This window comes from Streptococcus equi subsp. zooepidemicus (assembly GCF_015689395.1).
In the GTDB taxonomy this organism is placed as follows: domain Bacteria; phylum Bacillota; class Bacilli; order Lactobacillales; family Streptococcaceae; genus Streptococcus; species Streptococcus equi.
Genome location: NZ_CP065054.1, coordinates 1,342,728 through 1,365,143, shown reverse-complemented (window position 1 = coordinate 1,365,143; position 22,416 = coordinate 1,342,728). Strand labels below are relative to the sequence as shown.

General features: G+C 42.5%; 18 protein-coding genes and 1 other annotated feature (1 of these 19 cut by a window edge). Of the genes, 16 read left to right on the top strand and 2 right to left on the bottom strand.

The features are described from left to right. Positions 1-143 precede the first annotated feature (143 nt). The 8 genes from I2432_RS06480 to lplA all read left to right on the top strand — a co-directional run bounded on the left by I2432_RS06480 (position 144) and on the right by lplA (position 12,299). On the top strand, positions 144-1,805 hold the full coding sequence (locus I2432_RS06480) for a ribonuclease J (RefSeq protein ID WP_206158674.1): 1,662 nt from the start codon (positions 144-146) through the stop codon (positions 1,803-1,805). Positions 1,806-1,910: 105 nt separating this feature from the next. Then, complete coding sequence (locus tag I2432_RS06475; RefSeq protein ID WP_042670811.1) at positions 1,911-2,696, top strand: alpha/beta hydrolase; 786 nt, start codon at positions 1,911-1,913, stop codon at positions 2,694-2,696. A gap of 419 nt (positions 2,697-3,115) precedes the next feature. Next, positions 3,116-5,026: a ribosomal protection-like ABC-F family protein gene (gene abc-f / locus I2432_RS06470; RefSeq protein ID WP_138119448.1), complete on the top strand. Its 1,911-nt coding sequence runs from the start codon at positions 3,116-3,118 to the stop codon at positions 5,024-5,026. 487 nt (positions 5,027-5,513) lie between these two features. Then, positions 5,514-6,482 (top strand): thiamine pyrophosphate-dependent dehydrogenase E1 component subunit alpha, encoded by a 969-nt coding sequence (locus I2432_RS06465; RefSeq protein WP_037581977.1) that lies wholly within the window; start codon positions 5,514-5,516, stop codon positions 6,480-6,482. 79 nt (positions 6,483-6,561) lie between these two features. Next, positions 6,562-7,560: an alpha-ketoacid dehydrogenase subunit beta gene (locus tag I2432_RS06460; protein ID WP_024273192.1), complete on the top strand. Its 999-nt coding sequence runs from the start codon at positions 6,562-6,564 to the stop codon at positions 7,558-7,560. 123 nt (positions 7,561-7,683) lie between these two features. Beyond that, positions 7,684-9,090: a dihydrolipoamide acetyltransferase gene (locus I2432_RS06455; RefSeq protein ID WP_043030957.1), complete on the top strand. Its 1,407-nt coding sequence runs from the start codon at positions 7,684-7,686 to the stop codon at positions 9,088-9,090. A 208-nt stretch (positions 9,091-9,298) separates the two neighbouring features. Beyond that, positions 9,299-11,068, top strand: a complete 1,770-nt coding sequence (gene lpdA, locus I2432_RS06450) for a dihydrolipoyl dehydrogenase (RefSeq protein ID WP_196819653.1) — start codon at positions 9,299-9,301, stop codon at positions 11,066-11,068. Between the two features lie 241 nt (positions 11,069-11,309). Beyond that, on the top strand, positions 11,310-12,299 hold the full coding sequence (lplA, locus tag I2432_RS06445; RefSeq protein ID WP_138119446.1) for a lipoate--protein ligase: 990 nt from the start codon (positions 11,310-11,312) through the stop codon (positions 12,297-12,299). A 447-nt stretch (positions 12,300-12,746) separates the two neighbouring features. Here the strand turns inward: lplA and gatD are convergent, their stop codons facing one another. After that, a complete protein-coding gene (gene gatD, locus I2432_RS06440; RefSeq protein WP_111692545.1) occupies positions 12,747-13,535 on the bottom strand; it encodes a lipid II isoglutaminyl synthase subunit GatD in 789 nt (262 codons plus the stop codon). Then, the gene (murT, locus tag I2432_RS06435) at positions 13,535-14,878 is read right to left on the bottom strand and encodes a lipid II isoglutaminyl synthase subunit MurT (RefSeq protein ID WP_043040746.1); all 1,344 of its coding nucleotides are present in this window, start codon (positions 14,876-14,878) and stop codon (positions 13,535-13,537) included. The genes gatD and murT overlap by 1 nt, the downstream gene beginning before the upstream one ends. Positions 14,879-14,979: 101 nt before the next feature. Here murT and cdaA point away from each other — a divergent pair, with 101 nt between their 5' ends. The 8 genes from cdaA (at position 14,980) to I2432_RS06395 (ending at position 22,274) form a co-directional block, all read left to right on the top strand. Continuing rightward, positions 14,980-15,831: a diadenylate cyclase CdaA gene (gene cdaA, locus I2432_RS06430; protein WP_138119444.1), complete on the top strand. Its 852-nt coding sequence runs from the start codon at positions 14,980-14,982 to the stop codon at positions 15,829-15,831. Next, the gene (locus tag I2432_RS06425) at positions 15,828-16,784 is read left to right on the top strand and encodes a CdaR family protein (protein ID WP_012677778.1); all 957 of its coding nucleotides are present in this window, start codon (positions 15,828-15,830) and stop codon (positions 16,782-16,784) included. The genes cdaA and I2432_RS06425 overlap by 4 nt, the downstream gene beginning before the upstream one ends. Positions 16,785-16,836: 52 nt before the next feature. After that, the gene (glmM, locus tag I2432_RS06420) at positions 16,837-18,189 is read left to right on the top strand and encodes a phosphoglucosamine mutase (RefSeq protein WP_206158673.1); all 1,353 of its coding nucleotides are present in this window, start codon (positions 16,837-16,839) and stop codon (positions 18,187-18,189) included. A gap of 66 nt (positions 18,190-18,255) precedes the next feature. Then, positions 18,256-18,909, top strand: a complete 654-nt coding sequence (locus tag I2432_RS06415; protein WP_043029841.1) for a GNAT family acetyltransferase — start codon at positions 18,256-18,258, stop codon at positions 18,907-18,909. 66 nt (positions 18,910-18,975) lie between these two features. Continuing rightward, on the top strand, positions 18,976-20,106 hold the full coding sequence (hemW, locus tag I2432_RS06410; RefSeq protein WP_138119440.1) for a radical SAM family heme chaperone HemW: 1,131 nt from the start codon (positions 18,976-18,978) through the stop codon (positions 20,104-20,106). 10 nt (positions 20,107-20,116) lie between these two features. Continuing rightward, positions 20,117-20,869, top strand: coding sequence for an acyl-ACP thioesterase domain-containing protein (locus I2432_RS06405; protein WP_043052195.1), 753 nt, complete (start codon positions 20,117-20,119; stop codon positions 20,867-20,869). Then, the gene (locus I2432_RS06400) at positions 20,869-21,636 is read left to right on the top strand and encodes a TIGR01457 family HAD-type hydrolase (protein ID WP_012679715.1); all 768 of its coding nucleotides are present in this window, start codon (positions 20,869-20,871) and stop codon (positions 21,634-21,636) included. The genes I2432_RS06405 and I2432_RS06400 overlap by 1 nt, the downstream gene beginning before the upstream one ends. Further along, positions 21,633-22,274, top strand: a complete 642-nt coding sequence (locus I2432_RS06395) for a TIGR01906 family membrane protein (RefSeq protein WP_012679714.1) — start codon at positions 21,633-21,635, stop codon at positions 22,272-22,274. Before I2432_RS06400 ends, I2432_RS06395 begins: the two co-directional genes overlap by 4 nt. A 131-nt stretch (positions 22,275-22,405) precedes the next feature. Next, positions 22,406-22,416 (top strand) — a sequence feature (ribosomal protein L10 leader region) (it continues 125 nt past the right edge of the window).

Sequence of the window (22,416 nt, the reverse complement as noted above, 5' to 3'; positions counted from 1 at the left end):
GATTGAGAAAGTCTCAAGGCAATTTGAGGTAATAAGCCCTAAAATATGATATACTGTAAAAGAGTGCAGCTTAGCTGCAAGACAGTAATTCGACTTACCCAGTAAGGACCGTTTGTAATAACTAATATAAAAAAAGGAGTATCATGACTGATATAAACATTATTGCATTAGGAGGCGTACGTGAGTACGGGAAAAACTTCTATCTAGTAGAAATTAACGATTCCATGTTCATTTTAGATGCTGGCTTGAAATACCCTGAAACAGAACAGCTAGGTGTAGATTTGGTAATTCCAAGTCTTGATTATGTAATTGAAAACAAGGACAAGGTTCAGGGGGTCTTTTTAAGTCATGGGCATGCTGATGCTATCGGAGCCTTGCCTTACCTGTTGGCGGAGGTTCCAGTGCCAGTATTTGGTTCAGAATTGACCATTGAGCTAGCAAAATTGTTTGTCAAGGCCAATAATAGCACCAAGAGATTTAAAAATTTCCATGTGGTTGACAGTGACACAGAAATTGAATTTAAAGATGGCTTGGTTTCCTTCTTTAAGACAACACATTCTATTCCTGAAAGTTTAGGCGTGGTTATTGGAACCGATAAGGGGAATATTGTCTATACAGGTGATTTCAAGTTTGACCAGGCTTCGCGTGAGGGCTATCAGACAGACCTAGCTCGCTTGGCAGACATTGGAAAAGAAGGGGTGTTAGCTCTATTAGCTGACTCGGCCAATGCCACAAGCAATGAGCAGACTGCCAGCGAAGCTGAGGTTGGCGAGGAGATGGATAAGGTGATTGCTCATGCCGACGGGCGGATTATCATTGCAGCTGTCGCTTCAAATCTTGTTCGTATCCAGCAGGTCTTTGATTCTGCAGCAGCCTATAGCAGGCGAGTGGTACTGACAGGTACTGACGCTGAAAATATTGTCAGAACAGCACTTCGTCTTAAAAAGCTAGTGATTGCTGATGAAAAGCTATTAATCAAGCCAAAGGATATGTCTAAGTTTGAGGATCACGAATTGATTGTTCTGGAGGCTGGACGTATGGGTGAGCCGATTAATAGCCTACAGAAAATGGCAATAGGGCGTCATCGCCACGTGCAAATCAAGGACGGAGATCTGGTTTACATTGTCACAACGCCAAGCGCTGCCAAGGAAGCAATGGTTGCTCGTGTTGAAAACCTTATCTATAAAGCAGGTGGATCTGTTAAGCTCATCACGCAGCATTTACGTGTTTCTGGACATGCCAATGCGCGTGACCTGCAGCTGATGATTAATCTCGTCAAACCAAAATACCTGTTCCCGATTCAAGGTGAATACCGCGATCTAGCTGCTCATGCTCATTTAGCTGAGGAGGCTGGTATGCTACCTGAGAATATTCATATTATGAAGCGTGGTGACATCATGGTGCTTGATGAGGAAGGCTTCTTACACGAGGGTGCGGTTCCTGCTAGTGATGTGATGATTGATGGAAATGCCATTGGTGATGTTGGCAATATTGTTTTGAGAGACCGTAAGGTCTTATCAGAGGATGGTATTTTTATTGTTGCGATCACAGTATCTAAAAAAGAAAAACGTATTATCTCTAAGGCTAAGGTCAACACTCGCGGATTTGTCTATGTGAAAAAGAGCAGAGATATTTTACGAGAAAGTGCTGAATTGGTCAACACAACAGTTGGCAATTATCTGCAAGGGGATCATTTTGATTGGAGTGAATTGAAAGGCTCTGTTAGAGAGGAGCTCTCAAGATTTTTATTTGAGCAGACCAAGCGTCGGCCAGCTATTCTTCCGGTCGTCATGGAGGTCCGTTAATACAGATACAGCCCTGCCTAAAAGCTGGTCAAATAGAATCTGGCCTTTAGGTCCTAAGAGTGGGCTTTCCTTATGCTTTGGTGATATTAAAAAGGAGGTGAGCTGATGGCAAGTATTAGCATTGAGTATCATTCAGAGGTCTTGGCTATGGAAAGGCATGTCAAGGTAATCTACCCTGATCAGTCTGAGCTTAGCCCAGAAGAGCAAGGCGACCAAGATATTCCAGTTCTTTATCTGTTACATGGTATGGGAGGAAATGAAAATTCTTGGCAAAAGCGGACTAATATTGAAAGGCTGCTTCGCCATACCAATTTAATCGTAGTGATGCCATCGACTGATTTAGGCTGGTATACCGATACCACCTACGGTATGAATTATTACCAAGCTATTGCAGAGGAACTTCCTCGGCTATTAGCTTCTTTCTTTCCTAATATGACCACTAAGCGTGAAAAAACATTTGTTGCTGGGCTGTCAATGGGAGGCTATGGTGCCTTTAAATGGGCTTTAAAAAGCAATCGGTTTTCCTATGCTGCTTCTTTTTCGGGAGCCTTGCATTTTTCGCCGGAAATGCTATTACAGCAAGGTATAGGTGAGCTGCCTTATTGGCAGGGTGTTTTTGGAGATTTGAATGCTCCTGATATTGAAAAGCATTATTTGACAAGCATAGCAGCAGAAAGTGACGGTCAAACCCAGCTATACGCTTGGTGTGGCTATGAGGACTTTTTGTTTGAAGCCAATGAAAAGGCAGTTGCTGAGTTGAGAAGGCTTGGCTTGACTATTGATTATCGTAAGGATCATGGCAGGCACGAATGGTATTATTGGAATCAGCAGCTAGAGGCCCTATTAGATTGGCTGCCGATTGCTTACCACAAGGAAGAAAGGCTATCCTAAACAAAAGAATTTAGACTTATTATGATGAAAAAACTACTGACTATCCTCTTATGGCTGCCAAGACTTCTGCTGAAGCTTGTTTGGCAGCTTGTCAGAGGCTGTTTGCAGACCCTAATAGTATGTGTATTACTTATTTTTGGCTTGATTTATTATTCAAACCATAGTGATTCCTCACTGGCTAATAGCATTTCAAGCATAACTGAGCAGGTGGTGCGATTGCTAGATAGGCTAACAGGTCAACCCACTGGTTTTTCAAGCAGCAGTTTGTCTCATCAGATAAGTACCACTAAGGGTGATCAGCAGTGTTAGCCTAAGGCCTATGTCTTTAGCCTGTTGATGAGTCCTATCTTACCTGTAAAGAGCTGTAAAAATAACTAAAAGTGCCCCCAAAAAGGGCATTTTTTTGCTACAATAAGGGTATGATTATATTACAAGGAAATAACATTGAGCGCTCTTTTTCAGGAGAGGTGCTTTTTCAAAACCTATCGCTGCAGGTTGGTGAACGTGATCGCATTGCCTTGGTTGGGCCAAATGGTGCTGGCAAATCAACCCTTCTTAAGATTTTAGTTGGAGAAGAAGAGCCAACTAGCGGTGAGGTTAATCGAAAAAGGGACTTAACCCTATCTTATTTGGCACAAAATAGCCGATTTGAGTCTGACAAGACCATTTATCAGGAAATGCTAAGGGTATTTGCTGATCTGAGAGCTGATGAGCAGCGACTAAGGCAAATGGAGGCTGATATGGCCAGTCGATCAGGGCAAGCTCTGGACCAGCTCATGTCAGACTATGACCGGCTGTCAGAAAGCTTTCGCTTGCGAAATGGCTTCACCTATGAGTCAGATATTCGAGCTATTTTAAATGGCTTTAAGTTTGACGAAAGCATGTGGGAAATGAAAATCTCAGAGCTTTCTGGTGGGCAAAATACCCGTTTGGCCCTGGCAAAAATGCTACTAGAAAAGCCAGAGCTATTGGTGCTTGATGAGCCGACCAACCATTTAGATATTGAAACCATTGCCTGGCTGGAGCATTATCTGGCAAATTATCAGGGAGCCTTGATCATTGTCAGTCATGACCGCTATTTCTTGGATAAGGTCGCAACCATCACACTTGATCTGACTAAAAATAGCTTAGACCGCTATGTTGGTAATTACTCACGCTTTATTGATTTAAAGGCTGAAAAGCTTGCAGCAGAAGAGAAGCATTATGACAAGCAGCAAAAAGAGATTGCTAAGCTAGAGGATTTTGTCCAAAAAAACATTGTTCGAGCGTCAACGACCAAGCGTGCTCAGGCAAGACGCAAGCAGCTAGAAAAGCTAGAACGCTTAGACAAGCCAAGCAGCTCTCGCAAATCAGCTAGTATGACTTTTCAGATTGATAAGCCCTCAGGAAATGTTGTTTTGCAGGTGACAGACGCAGCTATTGGCTACAATGACCACATTTTAGCTGAGCCAATTCATCTAGATGTCCGTAGGTTAGATGCAATCGCTATTGTTGGGCCAAATGGTATTGGCAAGTCAACCCTACTCAAATCCATTATTGGAGAGATTCCTTTGATTAAAGGGACATGCCATTATGGGACTAATGTTGAAACAGGCTATTATGACCAAACGCAATCTCATCTGACTGGTAGTAATTCTGTATTGGAGGAGCTTTGGCGTGATTTCCCAACGACAGCTGAGCTTGAGATCCGCAGCCGCTTAGGTGCCTTTCTCTTTTCTGGTGAGGACGTCAAAAAGTCTGTGACCATGCTATCGGGGGGCGAAAAGGCTCGGCTGCTCTTAGCAAAATTATCTATGAAAAAGGACAATTTTCTGATTCTAGATGAGCCAACCAACCACCTGGATATTGATAGCAAAGAGGTTCTAGAAAATGCCTTGATTGACTTTGATGGGACCTTGTTGTTTGTTAGTCATGACAGGTATTTTATCAACCGAGTGGCCACTAAGGTTTTAGAAATAACTGAAGCAGGCTCAACACTCTATCTGGGGGACTACGACTATTATGTAGAAAAAAAGGCAGAGCAGGAGGAATTAGCCCGTCTAGCTGCTGCAGATCACGTAGTAGAGACTGATGTAGCAGAAGCTGCTGTAACTGATTATCAGCTTCAAAAGGCCAGCCAAAAGGAATACCGTCGCTTAACAAGACGCTTTGAGGAGATTGAGCAGACCTTAGAAGAGCTGGAAGCAAAGGCTAAGGCTATAGAAGCTCAAATGTTAGTGTCAAATGATACGACTCAGCTGATAGACTGGCAAAAAGAGCTGGATCAGCTTAATCAGAAACAGGAGACCTTGCTGCTGGAGTGGGAGGACATTGCAGGACAGCTGGAGTAGCCTGATGAGATAATGAAATTGCCTTGCTATTCTTGAATAATGCCAAATAGTGGGCTTTTTAGAGGATTATACTTAGGACTTGAGCCTAGTGTTTTAAAGCTTTTAAATGTCTGATTGTCAGGTGAAATCAGGCATTTTTAGTTTGTTTTGCCCCTATCGGAGTCAAACAGATAAACCACCTGTTTGACAGGTGATTATGATTATGCCGGAAGCAAAAACCTTTAGAGCCTGCTTTCCTCTTAAAAAGTGGTGTTAACTTCTGATTATCAAAGCTAATATGTGCTCGGCAGCCCTGACAATTAATTGATTCATTTTTCAATCTGTTATATATAAATGTAACAGATGCTATAACAATATAGTTTGTGAAATCACAAACTAAAACGCATTAAAAAAGCTTTTATACTCACAAAGAAAGCGATTAAAATCCTTGCAAATTGTGAAGAAAAGTTTTATGATTAGGGGGTAATATGATAATATGGAGGCCGAAATGGTAACAGTTTCTAAAGAACAACATTTAGATATGTTCCTTAAAATGGAGCGTATTCGTGAATTTGATTCACGTATTAATAAGCTTGTCCGTCGTGGATTTGTGCAGGGCATGACACACTTCTCAGTTGGTGAGGAGGCAGCAAACGTTGGCGCTGTGGCACATTTGACCTATGATGATATTATTTTTTCAAACCACCGCGGACATGGGCAATCTATCGCTAAAGATATGGATCTCAATAAAATGATGGCTGAGCTAGCCGGTAAGGTAACAGGTGTGTCAAAGGGACGCGGCGGCTCAATGCACTTGGCTGATTTTGAAAAAGGAAACTATGGAACAAATGGTATCGTTGGAGGTGGCTATGCCCTTGCGGTAGGTGCTGCCTTGACACAGCAATATAAGGGGACCAACAATATCGTTGTGGCCTTTTCTGGAGATGGCGCAACAAATGAGGGCTCCTTCCATGAGTCTGTCAATATGGCAGCAACTTGGAAGCTTCCTGTGATTTTCTTTATCATTAACAACCGCTATGGGATTTCCATGAGCATTAACAATGCCACAAATACACCTCACCTCTACACGCGTGCTGAGGCTTATGGTATTCCAGGCTTTTATTGTGAGGACGGCAACGATGTGATGGCAGTTTATGAAACCATGAGCAAGGCTGTTGAGCATGTTCGCGGTGGCAATGGTCCTGCTGTTGTTGAGGTTGAGTCTTACCGTTGGTTTGGTCATTCAACTGCTGATGCCGGTAAATACCGCACCAAAGAAGAGGTTGATGAGTGGAAGGAAAAGGACCCAATGCTTAAGTATCGTGCCTACCTAACAGGTGAAGGGATTGTCACAGATGAAGAATTAGATGCGATTCAAGCACAGGTCAAGCAAGAAATTGATGCTGCTTATGAGTTTGCACAAAATAGTCCAGATCCAGACATTTCAGTAGCCTTTGAGGACGTTTGGGTGGACTAGCTGATTCGCTAGCACATCGAGCAAAAATCTATTCACAGTAACAGTGACAATTCTATTTTGTAAACATTAGGAGATAATAATGACAGAAACAAAATTAATGGCTTTGCGTGAGGCTATCAATCTTGCCATGACAGAGGAGATGCGCAAAGATGACACGATTTACCTTATGGGTGAGGACGTAGGTGTTTACGGAGGAGACTTTGGTACCTCTGTTGGCATGATTGAGGAATTTGGTGCCAAACGTGTCAAGGATACACCGATTTCAGAGGCTGCTATTGCAGGTGCAGCGATTGGTTCAGCAATTACAGGGCTTCGTCCGATTGTTGACCTTACTTTTATGGACTTTATTACCATTGCACTTGATGCGATTGTTAATAATGGGGCAAAAAACAACTACATGTTTGGTGGTGGCTTGATCACACCAGCAACCTTTCGTGTTGCTTCTGGCTCAGGAATTGGATCTGCAGCTCAGCATTCGCAATCTCTTGAGGCTTGGTTGACGCATATTCCTGGGATCAAGGTGGTTGCACCTGGAAATGCTAACGAAGCAAAAGGACTTTTAAAGTCAGCTATTCGTGATAACAATATTGTTATTTTCATGGAGCCTAAGGCCTTGTACGGTAAAAAAGAAGAGGTCAATCAGGATCCAGATTTTTATATCCCACTTGGCAAGGGGGATATAAAGCGTGAAGGGACTGATGTAACTATTGTTTCCTATGGACGTATGCTAGAGCGTGTCCTTCAGGCAGCTGAGGAGCTTGCAGCTGACGGCATTAATGTGGAGGTTGTTGATCCACGTACTCTTATCCCGCTGGATAAGGAATTAATTATTAATTCTGTTAAGAAGACAGGGAAGCTTATGCTTGTTAATGATGCCTATAAGACTGGTGGCTTTATCGGTGAGATTGCAGCAATGGTCACTGAAAGTGAAGCCTTTGATTACCTTGATCACCCAATTGTGCGTCTTGCTAGTGAGGACGTACCAGTGCCTTATGCACGTGTTCTTGAGCAAGCTATCTTACCAGATGTTGCTAAAATCAAGGCTGCTATTGTAAAAATGGTTAATAAGGGAAATTAGCATGGTAAAGGAAGTCTTAGCTTAGAGGCTTTCTTCATCAGGCTGATAAAACAGTATCCCTTTTTTCAGCAGCTGTATCTGGTCTTAAGATCATGAGCTGCGAGATTAAACGAAAGGAAATATATGGCTGTCGAAATTATAATGCCAAAGCTCGGTGTTGACATGCAAGAAGGCGAGATCATCGAGTGGAAAAAGCAGGAGGGTGACACTGTCAGCGAGGGTGACATTCTTCTGGAAATCATGTCAGACAAGACAAATATGGAGCTTGAAGCAGAGGACTCAGGTGTGCTTCTAAAAATCACTCGCCAGGCAGGTGAAACAGTCCCTGTCACTGAGGTTATCGGCTATATTGGTGCTGCGGGTGAATCTGTTGATGGCTCTGCTTCAAGTAAAAAAACAACTGAAATTCCAGTACCAACATCAGCAGAAGCTAATACAACAACTGTACCGAAAGAAGCAGCCTCAACAGCGCCTCAGGTAGCATCAGTTGCCAACGCTCCAGCCTTCGGAGAAAAGGTACGCGCAACGCCAGCTGCTCGTAAGGCTGCCTTAGACATGGGAATTACGCTTAACCAAGTGCCAGGAACAGGACCAAAGGGCCGTATCCACAAAGAAGATGTTGAAGGCTTCAAAGGAGCTCAGCCTAAGGCAACGCCACTTGCTCGTAAGATAGCTGCCGACAAGGGAGTTGACCTTGCAGCGGTGGTCGGAACAGGTATTGGTGGCAAGATTACTAAGGAGGACATTTTGGCTGTGCTTGGCGCAGCAGCACCTGCTGTGGAAAAAGCATCTATTGCTGAAGAAAAGCCTGCTAAGGAGCTTCCAGAGGGTGTTGAAATTAAGAAGATGTCTGCTATGCGTAAGGCTATTTCAAAGGGGATGACACATTCCTACCTTACAGCACCAACCTTTACGCTTAATTATGACATTGACATGACCGAAATGATTGCCTTGCGTAAGAAGCTGATTGACCCAATCATGGCTAAAACAGGGCTAAAGGTTAGCTTTACTGATTTGATTGGTTTAGCCGTTGTTAAGACCTTGATGAAGCCAGAGCACGAATACATGAATGCGTCATTGATTAATGATGCTAATGATATTGAGCTTCATCGCTTTGTCAACCTTGGTATTGCTGTAGGACTTGATGATGGGCTAGTTGTGCCGGTTGTTCATGGTGCAGATAAGATGAGTCTCTCAGAGTTTGTCCTTGCTTCTAAGGACGTTATCAAAAAGGCTCAAGGAGGCAAGCTAAAGGCTGCCGAAATGTCAGGCTCAACCTTCTCCATCACAAATCTGGGTATGTTTGGCACCAAAACCTTCAATCCAATTATCAATCAGCCTAATTCAGCTATTCTAGGTATTGGGGCAACCATTCCAACCCCAACAGTGGTCGATGGTGAGATTGTTGCACGTCCAATCATGGCAATGTGTCTGACAATTGACCACCGTCTGGTGGACGGCATGAATGGTGCTAAATTCATGGTTGATCTCAAAAAATTGATGGAAAATCCATTTGAACTGCTAATCTGATGACAGGCCTTATGGCCTGCGATGCAAAGAGAGCATATTTCAGAAACAAAGTAACGAAAAGATAATTCTTTAAAACTATAGAAAGGATCTGGAACGAGCTCGTAGTCACTAGCTATGAGCTAAATGCAGGGCTTTTAGCAGGCTTATGTTAGCCAGTGCTGATTGTTAAGGCATCTGATTGCATTTGAACGTTCCTTACAATATCATTATGGCTGTTGAAATTATTATGCCAAAGCTCGGTGTTGACATGCAAGAAGGCGAGATCATCGAGTGGAAAAAGCAGGAGGGTGATCCTGTTAATGAAGGTGACATTCTTCTTGAAATCATGTCAGACAAGACCAATATGGAATTAGAAGCAGAAGACTCAGGTGTGCTTCTAAAAATCACTCGCCAGGCAGGTGAGACAGTCCCTGTAACCGAAGTTATCGGCTACATTGGAGCTGCAGGTGAAGCTATCGATGTATCAAGCCCAGCAGCGGCTGATGTCAATGTTGCGCGTACAACCGAGGATTTACAGGCGGCTGGTCTTGAGGTGCCAAAGGCACCGGATCAAGGAGCAGCGCCATCAGCACCAAAGGCAGAGCTTGCTGCTGATGAATATGACATTATTGTTGTCGGTGGTGGTCCTGCGGGTTACTACGCTGCTATTCGTGGTGCTCAGCTGGGCGGCAAGATTGCTATCGTTGAAAAATCTGAATTTGGCGGTACCTGCTTGAACGTTGGCTGTATCCCAACAAAAACCTACCTCAAAAATGCTGAAATCCTTGAAGGCATCAAGATTGCAGCAGGACGCGGTATTAACCTTGCTTCAACCAACTATACTATTGACATGGATAAGACAGTTGACTTTAAAAATACGGTTGTTAAGACGCTAACAGGTGGGGTTCAAGGGCTTCTTAAAGCCAACAAGGTAACCATCTTTAATGGCCTTGGTCAGGTAAATCCTGATAAAACGGTTACCATTGGTGCGCAAACCATTAAAGGGCGCAATATTATTCTTGCGACAGGCTCTAAGGTCTCACGCATCAATATTCCAGGGATTGATTCTAAGCTTGTCTTGACATCTGATGATATTCTTGATTTGCGTGAAATGCCAAAATCATTGGCTGTCATGGGCGGTGGTGTTGTTGGTATTGAGCTTGGTCTGGTCTGGGCATCATATGGTGTAGAGGTTACGGTTATTGAAATGGCAGACCGCATTATTCCTGCCATGGACAAGGAGGTTTCACTTGAGCTTCAAAAAATCCTTGCTAAGAAAGGCATGACAATAAAGACCTCAGTTGGTGTCTCTGAGATTGTTGAAGCCAACAACCAGTTGACCTTGAAGCTTAATAATGGCGAAGAGGTTGTTGCTGAAAAAGCCTTACTTTCAATCGGACGTGTGCCACAGATGAATGGCCTTGAAAAGCTGAATCTTGAGATGGATCGCAATCGTATCAAGGTTAATGACTACCAAGAAACGTCAATCCCAGGCATTTATGCACCGGGTGATGTTAACGGCACTAAAATGCTTGCCCACGCTGCTTACCGTATGGGTGAGGTAGCTGCTGAGAATGCCATGCATGGCAGCAAGACACGTAAGGCAAACCTTAAATACACTCCAGCGGCGGTCTATACTCACCCTGAGGTCGCTATGGTTGGTTTAACTGAAGAGCAGGCTCGTGAGCAATATGGCGATCTTCTTATTGGTAAAAATAGCTTTACAGGAAATGGTCGTGCTATTGCGTCAAACGAGGCTCATGGCTTTGTAAAGGTTATTGCAGATGCTAAATACCATGAAATACTTGGTGTTCACATCATTGGTCCAGCAGCCGCTGAAATGATCAATGAAGCAGCCACAATCATGGAGGCTGAGCTAACAGTTGATGAATTGCTATTGTCAATTCATGGACACCCAACCTTCTCAGAGGTGATGTACGAAGCCTTTGCAGATGTGCTTGGCGAAGCCATTCATAACCCACCAAAACGTAAAAAATAAGCTAGCTATATAGCTGCGATAAAAAAGGGCTGGGAAAAAGATTTCTCAGCTCTTTCGTTGGTACAAGGAAGGCTCTTTAAGTTAGATCAAGCTTTACTGCTAGCTTGCAGATGGTTCTTGATTGAGGAAGCATTGACTAGTTCCCTTGCTTTTGCTAGCCTCTTCTAGCTTGTCTTTTGTAAGAGTTTCCATTAGAATAAAGAATAGAATATGATAACGATTATCGCTATAGGAGATAGAAATGAAATACATTGTTAATAAGAGCCACAACCCTGCCTTTAACATTGCTCTAGAGGCTTATGCTTTTAGAGAATTGGTTGATGAGGATGAATTGTTTATCCTCTGGATCAATGAGCCGGCTATTATTATTGGTAAGCATCAAAATACCATTCAGGAAATCAACAAGGAGTACATCGAACAGCATGGTATTCATGTGGTTCGTCGCTTGTCTGGCGGTGGTGCAGTTTACCATGATTTAAATAACTTGAACTATACCATTATTTCCAATAAAACAGCAGAAGGAGCCTTTGATTTTAAAACCTTTTCACAGCCAGTGATTGAAACCTTGGCTGACTTGGGAGTTAAGGCTAATTTTACAGGTCGCAATGACATTGAAATTGATGGCAAGAAAATCTGTGGCAATGCTCAAGCCTATTACAAGGGACGTATGATGCATCATGGCTGTCTCTTGTTTGATGTGGATATGACTGTTCTTGGTGATGCGCTCAAGGTCAGTAAGGATAAGATTGAGTCCAAAGGAGTCAAATCTGTACGAGCCCGCGTGACCAATATTTTAAATGAGCTGCCAGAAAAAATCAGCGTGGAAGCATTTTCAGATAAGATTTTAGCGAAAATGAAAGAGACCTATCCAGACATGACAGAATACGTCTTGTCAGAGGATGAGCTGACTAAGATTCAACAATCGGCTGAGGATCAATTTGGGAGCTGGGATTGGACCTATGGAAAGGCACCGGAATACACGATTGAACGTAATGTTCGCTATCCTGCCGGTAAAATCTCAACCTTTGCCAATGTTGACAATTCTGTTATTAAGAATCTTAAGATCTATGGTGATTTCTTTGGTATTAAGGACGTGCAGGATATCGAAAACCTGCTCATTGGTTGCAAATACGAGTATGCTGATGTGCTAGAGCGTCTTCAAACCATTGACACAACACAATATTTCTCACGTATGACAGTAGAAGAGGTGGCAAAGGCCATTGTTGCCTAATGCAAAAAGAAGCTGGTTTGGCTTTTTGTAATGAACAGTGAGATAGAAAAAAGCCGCATGACGCCCCCTTATCAAAAGGGTATCATGTGGCTTTTAGTGTGGTCACTTTAGTTTTTTGTGTCCTTTGGTGTCAGACACATAGATCTCCTGCTATGTGTCTGCATATCGGTACTTATCCCTAAAAACGTTAAATGTGCTGCAAGGCTTTTGGGTTAATCTTTTTGAGAGTATCTTATAGCAGGATTCAATCTTTGCTACCGAAACAGGCTCACCGCAAACAAGCTAGACCTACCCCTAGATCGCTGAACCAGATAGGGCCTAAACCTCCTCTAGCCTGTCTGTGCAGTGAGAGAAGGAGGGCTACATTGGTATATGGGCATAGCCATTTTATTGTTGTCCTGACACTTTTTTGAGGGTTATTTTGCTTGATCAGGCTATGAGAAGGACTTAACTGTCAAAGCTAGCCTTGCTTTTAACATCAGCGTATTCCTCTGAGGTCTCATGCTGTAAGATCTTATCATAGGCCGCTAAGGAAACAATCGAGCCATATTTTTCTTTGAGAGCAGTTGTGACTAGGCGATAGGCCAGGCTGACATTACGCGAAAGGATTGGTCCATGAAAGTAGCTGCCGTAAACGTTTTTATAGTGAACACCCTCAGTTTGGTCCTCTTTATTATTACCATTTCCATAAATGACACGTCCAAGAGGCTTTTCATCGTCAGATAAAAAGGTCCGTCCTTGATGATTTTCAAAGCCATAGTAGGTTTCGTCAAAGTCATCATTGTGAATTTTAATGTCTCCGATAAAGCGGTTATTATCTTGGTTTAAGGTATAATGTCCCATAACCCCAATGCCATTGATTTTAAGGCCATTGGCTTGAATATAGTACTGTCCCAGTAGCTGAAAGCCACCGCAAATGGCAAGGAGTACCTTATTTTGGTGAATATAGGCTGCTAAGGCCTCTTTTTTTGATGGCAAATCTCTAGCAACAATGGCTTGCTCATAATCTTGACCACCACCAAAGAAAACAATGTCATAATCATCTTGGTCAAAGGTATCCCCAATGGATACAATATCAACTCTAACCCTAGCGCCTAGCTTTTCAGCGACATACTTCAACATCAAGACATTGCCGTTATCGCCATAGGTATTCATCAAATTACCATAAAGGTGAGCAATACGAAGGTCGTATTGATAATCGCGATTTTCCGGAGATTGTAGTGAGGTATAGGTCATTAGATCATCTCCTTTTCGACAATGTGGCGGCTGGCAAGCAGCTCACGAAATGCTAGCATAGCAGTATAGGTCGCTAGGATATAGGCATGCTCAGCCTCTTGGTTTTCAATGGCTTGCATGATACCTTCAAGCTTATCGAATGATGTGATTTTAGCCTCATCAAAGCCTGTCACTCGTAGGCGTCTTGCAATTTCAGAATGTCGAACCCCACCGGCGTTGATTTCGGTAATGTCCATTTGGTTAATCAATTCAAAATCAGCATCCCAAATCCAGCTAGTGTCAATACCGTCAGCATAATCTGCATTTAAAAGCACAGATAGGCTAAAGGGGTAATCGGCTAGGCGCAGCATTTCTAGTGCCTGACTGGCACCCACAGGGTTTTTAATGAGAACCAGCGTACAGGCTTTACCGTTGATGGAGAAGGTTTCCTGACGACCAAAAACAGCCTTGCTTTTATTGAAGCCAGCCTTAATCTGATCAGCAGAAATGCCAAAAAACTCAGCAACAGCAACAGCTGCGAGGGCATTATAGATGTTATAGAGCCCTCCGACATTTATGCGATAAGTCTGATTGTCAATCACAAAGGCTGAGCTGTGATGGGTAATGCTGGTTAATTGCGTTAGCTTGTAATCCAACTTAGGCCTTTGGAAATCACAGCTTAAGCAGGTGTAATCTCCTAGGTTAGCATAGGTGTTGAGACGGTAACGGAGAATCTGTTCACATTTTGGGCACAAAATGCCTTCAGTGTTGTAGTGAGCTAGGCGTGGCTCATGCTTAGGTGTGTCAAAGCCATAATATTTAACAGGATTAACCAATTTTTTTGAGGCAAAGATAGGACTGTCACCGTTAGCTAGAATGGTTGCCTTCGGCGCTTGACTAGCACCATCAACAATCATCTGATAGGTGGTGTAAATCTCACCATAGCGATCCATCTGGTCTCGAAAGATATTAGTGTAAACAAAAAGACTTGGCTTAATGTATGCTGTTACCCTTGACAGGCTTGCCTCATCAATCTCTAGGACAGCAATGTTCTTGCCTGATTTGTTCTTTTTCGCAGACAAAAAGGTAGAGGTAATCCCTGTTATCATATTGGCACCGCTTGGATTGGTCAAAACCTCACCAAAAGCCTCTTTTAAGATACCAACAGTTAGAGCTGTAGTTAAGGTTTTCCCATTTGTTCCTGTCACAACAACAATCTCATAGTCCTTGGCAAGTGTGGCTAAGATGTCCTTATCCCACATCAAGGCCAATCGTCCGGGGTAGGTTGAGCCTCTTCCGATTTTATTTAAAATGAGCTGCGCAGTCCTTCCGGCTGCTATAGCGAGTAGTGTCTTTAGTTTCATGTTAATATTTTAACATAAGTTCTTAAATTTTAGATAGGGAAAACATCTTGAAACGTGATATAATGTTAGAGGTATCTATCTGACATAGAAATGAGAATTGTATGAGTAATTTATCAAGTATTGACACAAAATTTTTACTAAGCCTAATTGATGACCCCTTGATGCTGGTGGTTCATTTGCTGGATATCTTAATAGTAGCCTATTTGATTTACCGTTTTATTAAATCCTTGGCAGGAACTAAAATCATGTCCTTGGTACAGGGGGTTATATTTTTTATCATCATTCGTGTGATTGCCGAGTGGATAGGGTTTACCACCATCACCTATCTGATGAATCAGGTCATCACCTATGGTGTGATTGCAGGTGTGGTGATCTTTGCTCCGGAAATTCGAGCGGGTCTTGAAAAATTTGGCCGATCAACACAGGTATTTTTGCAAAAGCAAAGCCTGAGTGATGAGGAAATGCTGGTTGATGCGCTCTTAAAATCAGTTGCTTATATGGGACCACGAAAGATTGGTGCTCTGATTGCAATTGAGCAAACGCAGACCCTGCAAGAATATATCGCAACAGGTATTCCCCTAAATGCTGATATTTCCAGTCAGTTATTGATCAATATCTTTATCCCAAACACACCGCTGCATGATGGTGCGGTCATTGTAGCTAACAATAAAATCGTTGCAGCCTGTGCTTATCTCCCCTTGTCTGAATCAATGTCGATTTCCAAAGAATTTGGAACACGTCACAGAGCAGCAATTGGACTTTCAGAAAATTCTGATGCTGTAACGATAATTGTTTCTGAGGAGACAGGAGCTGTCTCTATCGCTCGTAAGGGTCAATTTTTACATGATCTTTCAACAGAAGAGCTTGAGACAGTCCTCAAAACTCATTTGATGAATGAGCCTAGTGCGACATTACCTTGGTATAAAAAAATCTTAGGAGGCAAAGCTAAATGAAGAGGTTTTTAAATAGTCGCCTTGGACTGGGCTTAGTATCAATCTTTTTTGCGATCATTCTTTTTTTGACCGCTGCTTCTAGCAGTCATAACCATTCTAATTCTCAAATTTATAGCCCTATTGAAACCTACACCCATAGCTTAAAGGACGTTCCTATTGATATCAAGTATGATAGTGATCAGTACTTCATCAGCGGCTATTCTTACGGTGCAGAGGTTTATCTGACCTCTACCAACCGCATAAAGCTGGATTCAGAGGTAAACAGTGACACTAGAAGCTTTAAGATCGTAGCTGATCTAACAAAGAGTAAGCCAGGTACTGCAACGGTGACCCTAAAGGTTATCAATCTACCTACTGGTGTGACAGCAACTGTTTCTCCTGATAAGATTTCGGTAACGATTGGAAATAAGAAAACAAAGACCTTTCCGGTGCGTGGCAGCGTCGATAGTAAGCAGCTGGCTAAGGGCTATGAGATTAGCAAAATTGAAACAGGTATTGACAAGGTTGAGGTCACAAGTGATGAGTCTACTATTGCTTTGATAGATCATGTTGTCGCTAAATTACCTGATGATCAGGTGCTAGATGCTAATTATAGCAGCCGAGTAACCCTGCAGGCAGTAGCTGCCGATGGTACCATCTTAGCTAGTGCGATCGATCCAGCCAAGGCTAATTTGTCAGTTTCTGTCAAAAAAATCACCAAATCAGTTCCTATTCGAGTCGAGGCAGTTGGACTAATGGATGACAGTCTGTCAGATATCCAGTATAAGCTCTCCAAGCAGACCGCTGTTATTTCTGGTAGTCGGGAGGTCCTTGAAACTATTGATGAGGTGGTGGCAGAGGTCAATATTTCTGACGTCACCAAAAACACGAGCAAAACGGTCAGCTTGGTTTCAAATCAGGTTTCTATAGAGCCTTCGGTAGTAACCGTTCAGTTGACAACAATTAAAAAATAAAGCATAATAGCTAGGAAAATGGAATGGAGGAAGCGTTTAGCTGATATAAATTATGGGAAAATATTTTGGAACGGATGGTGTTCGAGGCGAGGCTAATGTAGAGTTGACCCCAGAGCTTGCTTTTAAGCTTGGTCGGTTCGGTGGTTATGTGCTAAGTCAGCATGAGACTGAAAGGCCTAGAGTTTTTGTCGCTCGTGACACCCGTATCTCTGGTGAAATGCTAGAGGCAGCCCTGATTGCTGGCTTGCTTTCTGTTGGGATAGAGGTCTATAAGCTTGGTGTTCTTGCAACTCCTGGTGTGTCCTATTTGGTCCGTACAGAAAAGGCTAGTGCTGGTGTCATGATTTCAGCTAGTCACAATCCTGCTCTTGACAATGGCATTAAGTTTTTTGGGAGTGATGGCTTTAAATTGGCTGATGAGCAAGAGCTAGAAATCGAAGCGCTCTTAGATGCCAAAGAGGACCTCCTACCACGTCCAAGTGCGGAGGGCTTAGGAGCCTTGGTTGATTATCCAAAAGGCTTGCGCAAGTACGAGAGATTCTTGGTTACTACTGGAGCAGATTTAGACGGTTTAAAGATAGCTCTTGATACTGCTAACGGTGCAGCTTCTGTTTCAGCTCGTAATGTCTTTTTAGATTTAAATGCAGACATTACAGTTATTGGTGAAAATCCAAATGGACTAAACATTAATGATGGTATCGGCTCTACACACCCTGAAAAGCTTCAGGACTTGGTGACAGAAACAGCCTCTGATATTGGATTGGCTTTTGATGGCGATAGTGATCGCTTAATTGCTGTTGATGAAAATGGTGCTATTGTTGATGGCGACAAGATCATGTTTATCATAGGCAAGTATCTTTCTGAGAAGGGCTTGCTAGCTAAAAATACGATTGTGACAACAGTGATGTCTAACCTTGGTTTTCACAAGGCATTAGATAGCTGTGGCATTCATAAGAAGGTAACAGCTGTTGGTGATCGTTACGTTGTTGAGGAGATGCGTCAGTTCGGCTACAATCTTGGTGGTGAGCAATCAGGGCATGTCATTATCATGGATTACAATACAACTGGTGATGGTCAACTGACAGCTGTTCAGCTCACCAAAATCATGAAGGAGACAGGTAAAACTCTCTCCGAATTGGCCAGTGAGGTCACTATTTACCCACAAAAGCTTGTTAATATTCGTGTTGACAACAGCATGAAGGAGCGTGCTATGGAGGTGCCTGCCATTGCTGAGGTCATTGCTCAGATGGAAGGAGAAATGGCTGGTAATGGTCGCATTTTGGTAAGACCTAGCGGCACAGAGCCATTGTTGCGTGTGATGGCAGAGGCACCAAGCAATGAAGAGGTTGACTATTATGTTGATACCATTGCAGCGGTTGTTCGTGCGGAAATTGGCCTTGATTAATCTAGAAAAAGTGTCGTTGCTTCGGCACTTTTTATGCTATCAAGCAGTATTAGAATTGGAGGTAATATGATAAAGCATAGAGTGGATAGGATTGCTAGTCAGCTTGATGAGTTGACCCAAAAGCTGTATTTGACAATGATTCCAGAATATCAGGAGGGCTATGCTAATTACATTTATCAAACAGATCAGCCTGATGTGCAGCGGCGTCGCATAAAGCATATCAACAAGACCTTTCATCGCTTATTGTCTGAGTCTTCTTTTTACCTGATGCCGATGACACAGCATAGTGCTGAAATCATTGCGCATGACTGGATCTATAGCCCAGCTTATGAGTGCTATAGCATGACTGCTGATCCTGAGGACTATCAGTCAATATTGTCACCCAAGGCGCGTGGAGAGCATTACTTTCAAGTGCTTCGCAATGGTGTTCTTTTTGGCTTTGCCAGCTTTTTTGAACAGGAATCAGAGCTTGAGATTGGTCTTGGTATGGCCCCTGATACTACTGGTCAGGAAGATGGTGTTTCTTTTTTGGGCAGCATTGAAGCCTTTGCTAGCACCACTTATCCGCAAAAAATCTATGTTCTAAATATCGCTAGCTTTAATAAAGGCGCACAAAGTCTCTGCCAAAAAATGGGCTATCAGCCAATCTCAACCTTTGAGCAGTATACTAATGGGAGCAATCACGCCTTTGTGAGAATGGTGAAAAAGAAGCAATCCTAGGCTAGCGCATGTCAAAAAGCTAATCACTTGGCATGAATTTCTGAGCTAAAATGATATAATATTACCATGTCAAAAAAACCAACCTCAGCCTACGTGCATATTCCTTTTTGCACACAAATTTGCTATTATTGTGATTTTTCTAAGGTATTTATCAAAAATCAGCCTGTCGATGCCTACCTAGAGGCATTGATCAAGGAATTTGAATCCTATCAGATCAACTCCTTGAAGACACTTTATATTGGCGGTGGAACACCAACAGCCATAACAGCCAAGCAGCTTGATTATTTGCTGAGCCATTTGCAGCAGCACCTACAGCTAGACCAGCTTGAAGAATTTACCATCGAGGCCAATCCAGGAGATTTGACTGAGGATAAGATTGCAGTATTAAGGCAATCGGCTGTCAATCGGATTTCCCTAGGTGTTCAGACCTTTAATGACAAGCAATTAAAGCAGATTGGACGCAGTCATACTGAGGCTCAGATTTATACGACCATTGCTAGCCTTAAGGAGGCAGGCTTTCAAAATATGTCTATCGATCTCATTTATGCTTTGCCTGGACAGACCATACAGCAGGTCAAGGAAAATGTGGCTAAGGCACTTGCTTTAGATATTCCTCACCTTAGCCTGTATAGCCTTATCCTAGAGCATCACACTGTTTTTATGAACAAAATGCGTCGTGGCAAGCTCCAGTTGCCGACTGAGGATTTGGAAGCAGAGATGTTTGAGTATATTATTTCTGAGATGGAAGCCAGTGGCTTTGAGCATTACGAAATCTCCAATTTTACCAAGCCTGGCTTTGAAAGCAGACACAATCTGATGTATTGGAATAATGATGAATACTTTGGCTGTGGTGCAGGAGCTTCTGGCTATCTTGATGGGATTCGTTACCGCAACCGGGTTCCTATTCAGCATTACCTAAAGGCAGTAGCAGATGGAAATGCTAGGTTAAGTGAGGAAGTGCTCACCAAGGAGGAGATGATGGAGGAGGAGCTTTTTCTTGGTCTGCGAAAAAAATCAGGAGTATCAGTCAGTCGGTTTCAAGAAAAATTTGGCCTATCATTTGAGTCACGCTATGGCCCTGTTGTGAGAGAGCTTCAGGCTCAGGGGCTTCTGGTAAAGGATAAGGACTTTGTCAGAATGACTAAAAAAGGGCTCTTTTTAGGTGATTCTGTCGCTGAAAAATTTATCTTAGATTAGGAGGTGTGTTATGGGATTAAGGTATAGTGAAAGCCTTAAGCTGTCTTTTGATTTTTGTGATGTTAAGGCTGATGTCAAGCTGCCCCTTTTATTAGCACATTGCTTAACGGTATCAGCAAGACAATCAGCTGAAATTGGACGAGGCAATGAGGTGTTACTTCAGCAATATGGCTTGATTTGGGTTGTTACGGATTATGATGTAACGATTGATCGTATGCCAAGGTTTGGGGAAACAGTAACCATTGAAACGCAAGCTATTTCTTACAATAAATTATTTTGTTACCGGCAATTTCACATTTATGATCAGGCAGGTCATGCCATCATGACCATTTTATCTCATTTTGCCCTGCTAAATCCTAAAACACGTAAGGTAGCTATGATACCAGATGATTTAGTGGCGCCTTATCAGGCTGACTTTGTTAAGAAAATCAAGCGTCCTATCAAAATAGATGAGCTTCAGGATCCTATGGTTCAAGCTTATCAGGTTCGTTATTTTGACATTGATATGAATGGTCATGCCAATAATAGTAAGTATTTGGATTGGATGTATGACGTTTTGGGACATGAATTTTTATTACACCACAGGCCTTGCCACCTTACCTTGACCTATATCAAAGAGGTGAAGCCCAGCACTCAAATAACCTCAGGCTATCATCTAGAGCAGCTGACCTCCTACCATGAGATTAGGTCATTAGGCCAGCTTAATGCGCAGGCTGTTATCAAATGGCAGCCTATAACGACTAAAGAAAGTGAGACAAATTAGTGCCCTATAAAGCTTATTTAATTGATTTAGATGGAACCATCTATCAAGGGAAAAATCGTATTCCAGCTGGTGAGCGCTTTATCAAGCGTTTACAGGAAAAAGGTATTCCTTATCTCTTAGTTACCAACAATACCACAAGAACACCTGAAATGGTTCAGGAAATGCTAGCCAATCAATTTAACGTTCATACAGGTCTTGAAACCATTTACACCGCTACAATGGCAACCGTTGATTACATGAATGATATGAATCGAGGCAAAACAGCCTATGTGATTGGCGAGACTGGCTTAAAGTCTGCCATTGCAGAGGCAGGCTATACCGAGGATACAGAAAATCCAGCCTATGTTGTTGTTGGCTTAGATACTGAGGTTACCTATGAAATGTTATCAATTGCAACACTTGCCATTCAAAAAGGAGCCTTGTTTATTGGGACCAATCCTGACTTAAATATTCCAACAGAGCGTGGGCTAATGCCAGGTGCTGGCGCTTTAAATGCGCTCCTTGAGGCAGCAACTAGAGTGAAGCCAGTATTTATAGGAAAGCCAAATGCGATTATCATGAATAAAGCCCTAGAGATCTTAAAGGTACCACGTTCTGAGGTGGCTATGGTTGGAGACAATTACCTGACAGATATCATGGCAGGAATTCAAAATGATATGGCAACTATTCTAGTAACAACCGGCTTTACAAAGGCAAAAGAGGTTCCAAGCCTTCCAATTAAGCCTGATCATGTCTTGGCTAGCTTAGATGAGTGGGAGCTATTATGATTGAAAAAGGCAAGTTCATTGCCAGTTGGCTTTGGCTACTAGCACTGGCAGTTTTGATAACTATCTATTTATCTTGGCTGCTTTATCCGATTGAGGTTGATTATTTGCAACTAGAGCAGGCAGTTTTGATGTGCAAAAAGTCTATTCTCCACAACTATAATATATTGCTGACTTACTTAACCAATCCTTTTGTTCGTGAGCTAAAGCTAGCCAGCTTTTCAGCATCAAGAGCTGGTCTAAAGCATTTTACAGATGTGAAAATGCTGTTTCATATAACACAGCTGATCTTTAGCCTGCTTATGTTGCCAACCATTATCTATTTTTATCAGAGCATCAAAAAAGGAAGGGTTATGCTGCTTCGAAGAGGGCTAATAGCAGCAGCCTTATTGCCAATTGTGATTGCTTGCTTTGCTTTAATGATTGGCTTTGATCAGTTCTTTACCCTTTTTCATCAAATTCTCTTTGTAGGAGATTCAAGCTGGTTGTTTGATCCGCTGACAGATCCTGTCATTTGGATTTTGCCAGAGGCCTTTTTTGGGCATTGCTTTGCCTTGTTCTTCTTTATTTATGAGATGATACTGTGGAGCTTGATCGGGCTAAGTTATAGCAATCAATCGTCACAAGTTGCTTATCATTAGGCTTAAGTTAGGAGGCGCTTTTGAGCCACTAATCAGATCTATTTAGCGGAAAGCCAAGAGCTTTCCTTTTTTATTTAAGATTTTCTAAAAAATAGGTTGACAAAGTCATTTAAAAAGGCTATACTAACTATGGTTTTGAATA

Bases quoted from the DNA above. Each gene is read 5' to 3' on its own strand.
- I2432_RS06425 (WP_012677778.1), top strand. From the start codon at position 15,828: ATGAAGAGGTTTTTAAATAGTCGCCTTGGACTGGGCTTAGTATCAATC.
- I2432_RS06460 (WP_024273192.1), top strand. From the start codon at position 6,562: ATGACAGAAACAAAATTAATGGCTTTGCGTGAGGCTATCAATCTTGCC.
- I2432_RS06465 (WP_037581977.1), top strand. From the start codon at position 5,514: ATGGTAACAGTTTCTAAAGAACAACATTTAGATATGTTCCTTAAAATG.
- cdaA (WP_138119444.1), top strand. From the start codon at position 14,980: ATGAGTAATTTATCAAGTATTGACACAAAATTTTTACTAAGCCTAATT.
- I2432_RS06455 (WP_043030957.1), top strand. From the start codon at position 7,684: ATGGCTGTCGAAATTATAATGCCAAAGCTCGGTGTTGACATGCAAGAA.
- murT (WP_043040746.1), bottom strand. From the start codon at position 14,878: ATGAAACTAAAGACACTACTCGCTATAGCAGCCGGAAGGACTGCGCAG.
- I2432_RS06480 (WP_206158674.1), top strand. From the start codon at position 144: ATGACTGATATAAACATTATTGCATTAGGAGGCGTACGTGAGTACGGG.
- abc-f (WP_138119448.1), top strand. From the start codon at position 3,116: ATGATTATATTACAAGGAAATAACATTGAGCGCTCTTTTTCAGGAGAG.
- I2432_RS06405 (WP_043052195.1), top strand. From the start codon at position 20,117: ATGGGATTAAGGTATAGTGAAAGCCTTAAGCTGTCTTTTGATTTTTGT.
- lplA (WP_138119446.1), top strand. From the start codon at position 11,310: ATGAAATACATTGTTAATAAGAGCCACAACCCTGCCTTTAACATTGCT.
- hemW (WP_138119440.1), top strand. From the start codon at position 18,976: ATGTCAAAAAAACCAACCTCAGCCTACGTGCATATTCCTTTTTGCACA.
- glmM (WP_206158673.1), top strand. From the start codon at position 16,837: ATGGGAAAATATTTTGGAACGGATGGTGTTCGAGGCGAGGCTAATGTA.
- lpdA (WP_196819653.1), top strand. From the start codon at position 9,299: ATGGCTGTTGAAATTATTATGCCAAAGCTCGGTGTTGACATGCAAGAA.
- gatD (WP_111692545.1), bottom strand. From the start codon at position 13,535: ATGACCTATACCTCACTACAATCTCCGGAAAATCGCGATTATCAATAC.
- I2432_RS06475 (WP_042670811.1), top strand. From the start codon at position 1,911: ATGGCAAGTATTAGCATTGAGTATCATTCAGAGGTCTTGGCTATGGAA.
- I2432_RS06395 (WP_012679714.1), top strand. From the start codon at position 21,633: ATGATTGAAAAAGGCAAGTTCATTGCCAGTTGGCTTTGGCTACTAGCA.
- I2432_RS06415 (WP_043029841.1), top strand. From the start codon at position 18,256: ATGATAAAGCATAGAGTGGATAGGATTGCTAGTCAGCTTGATGAGTTG.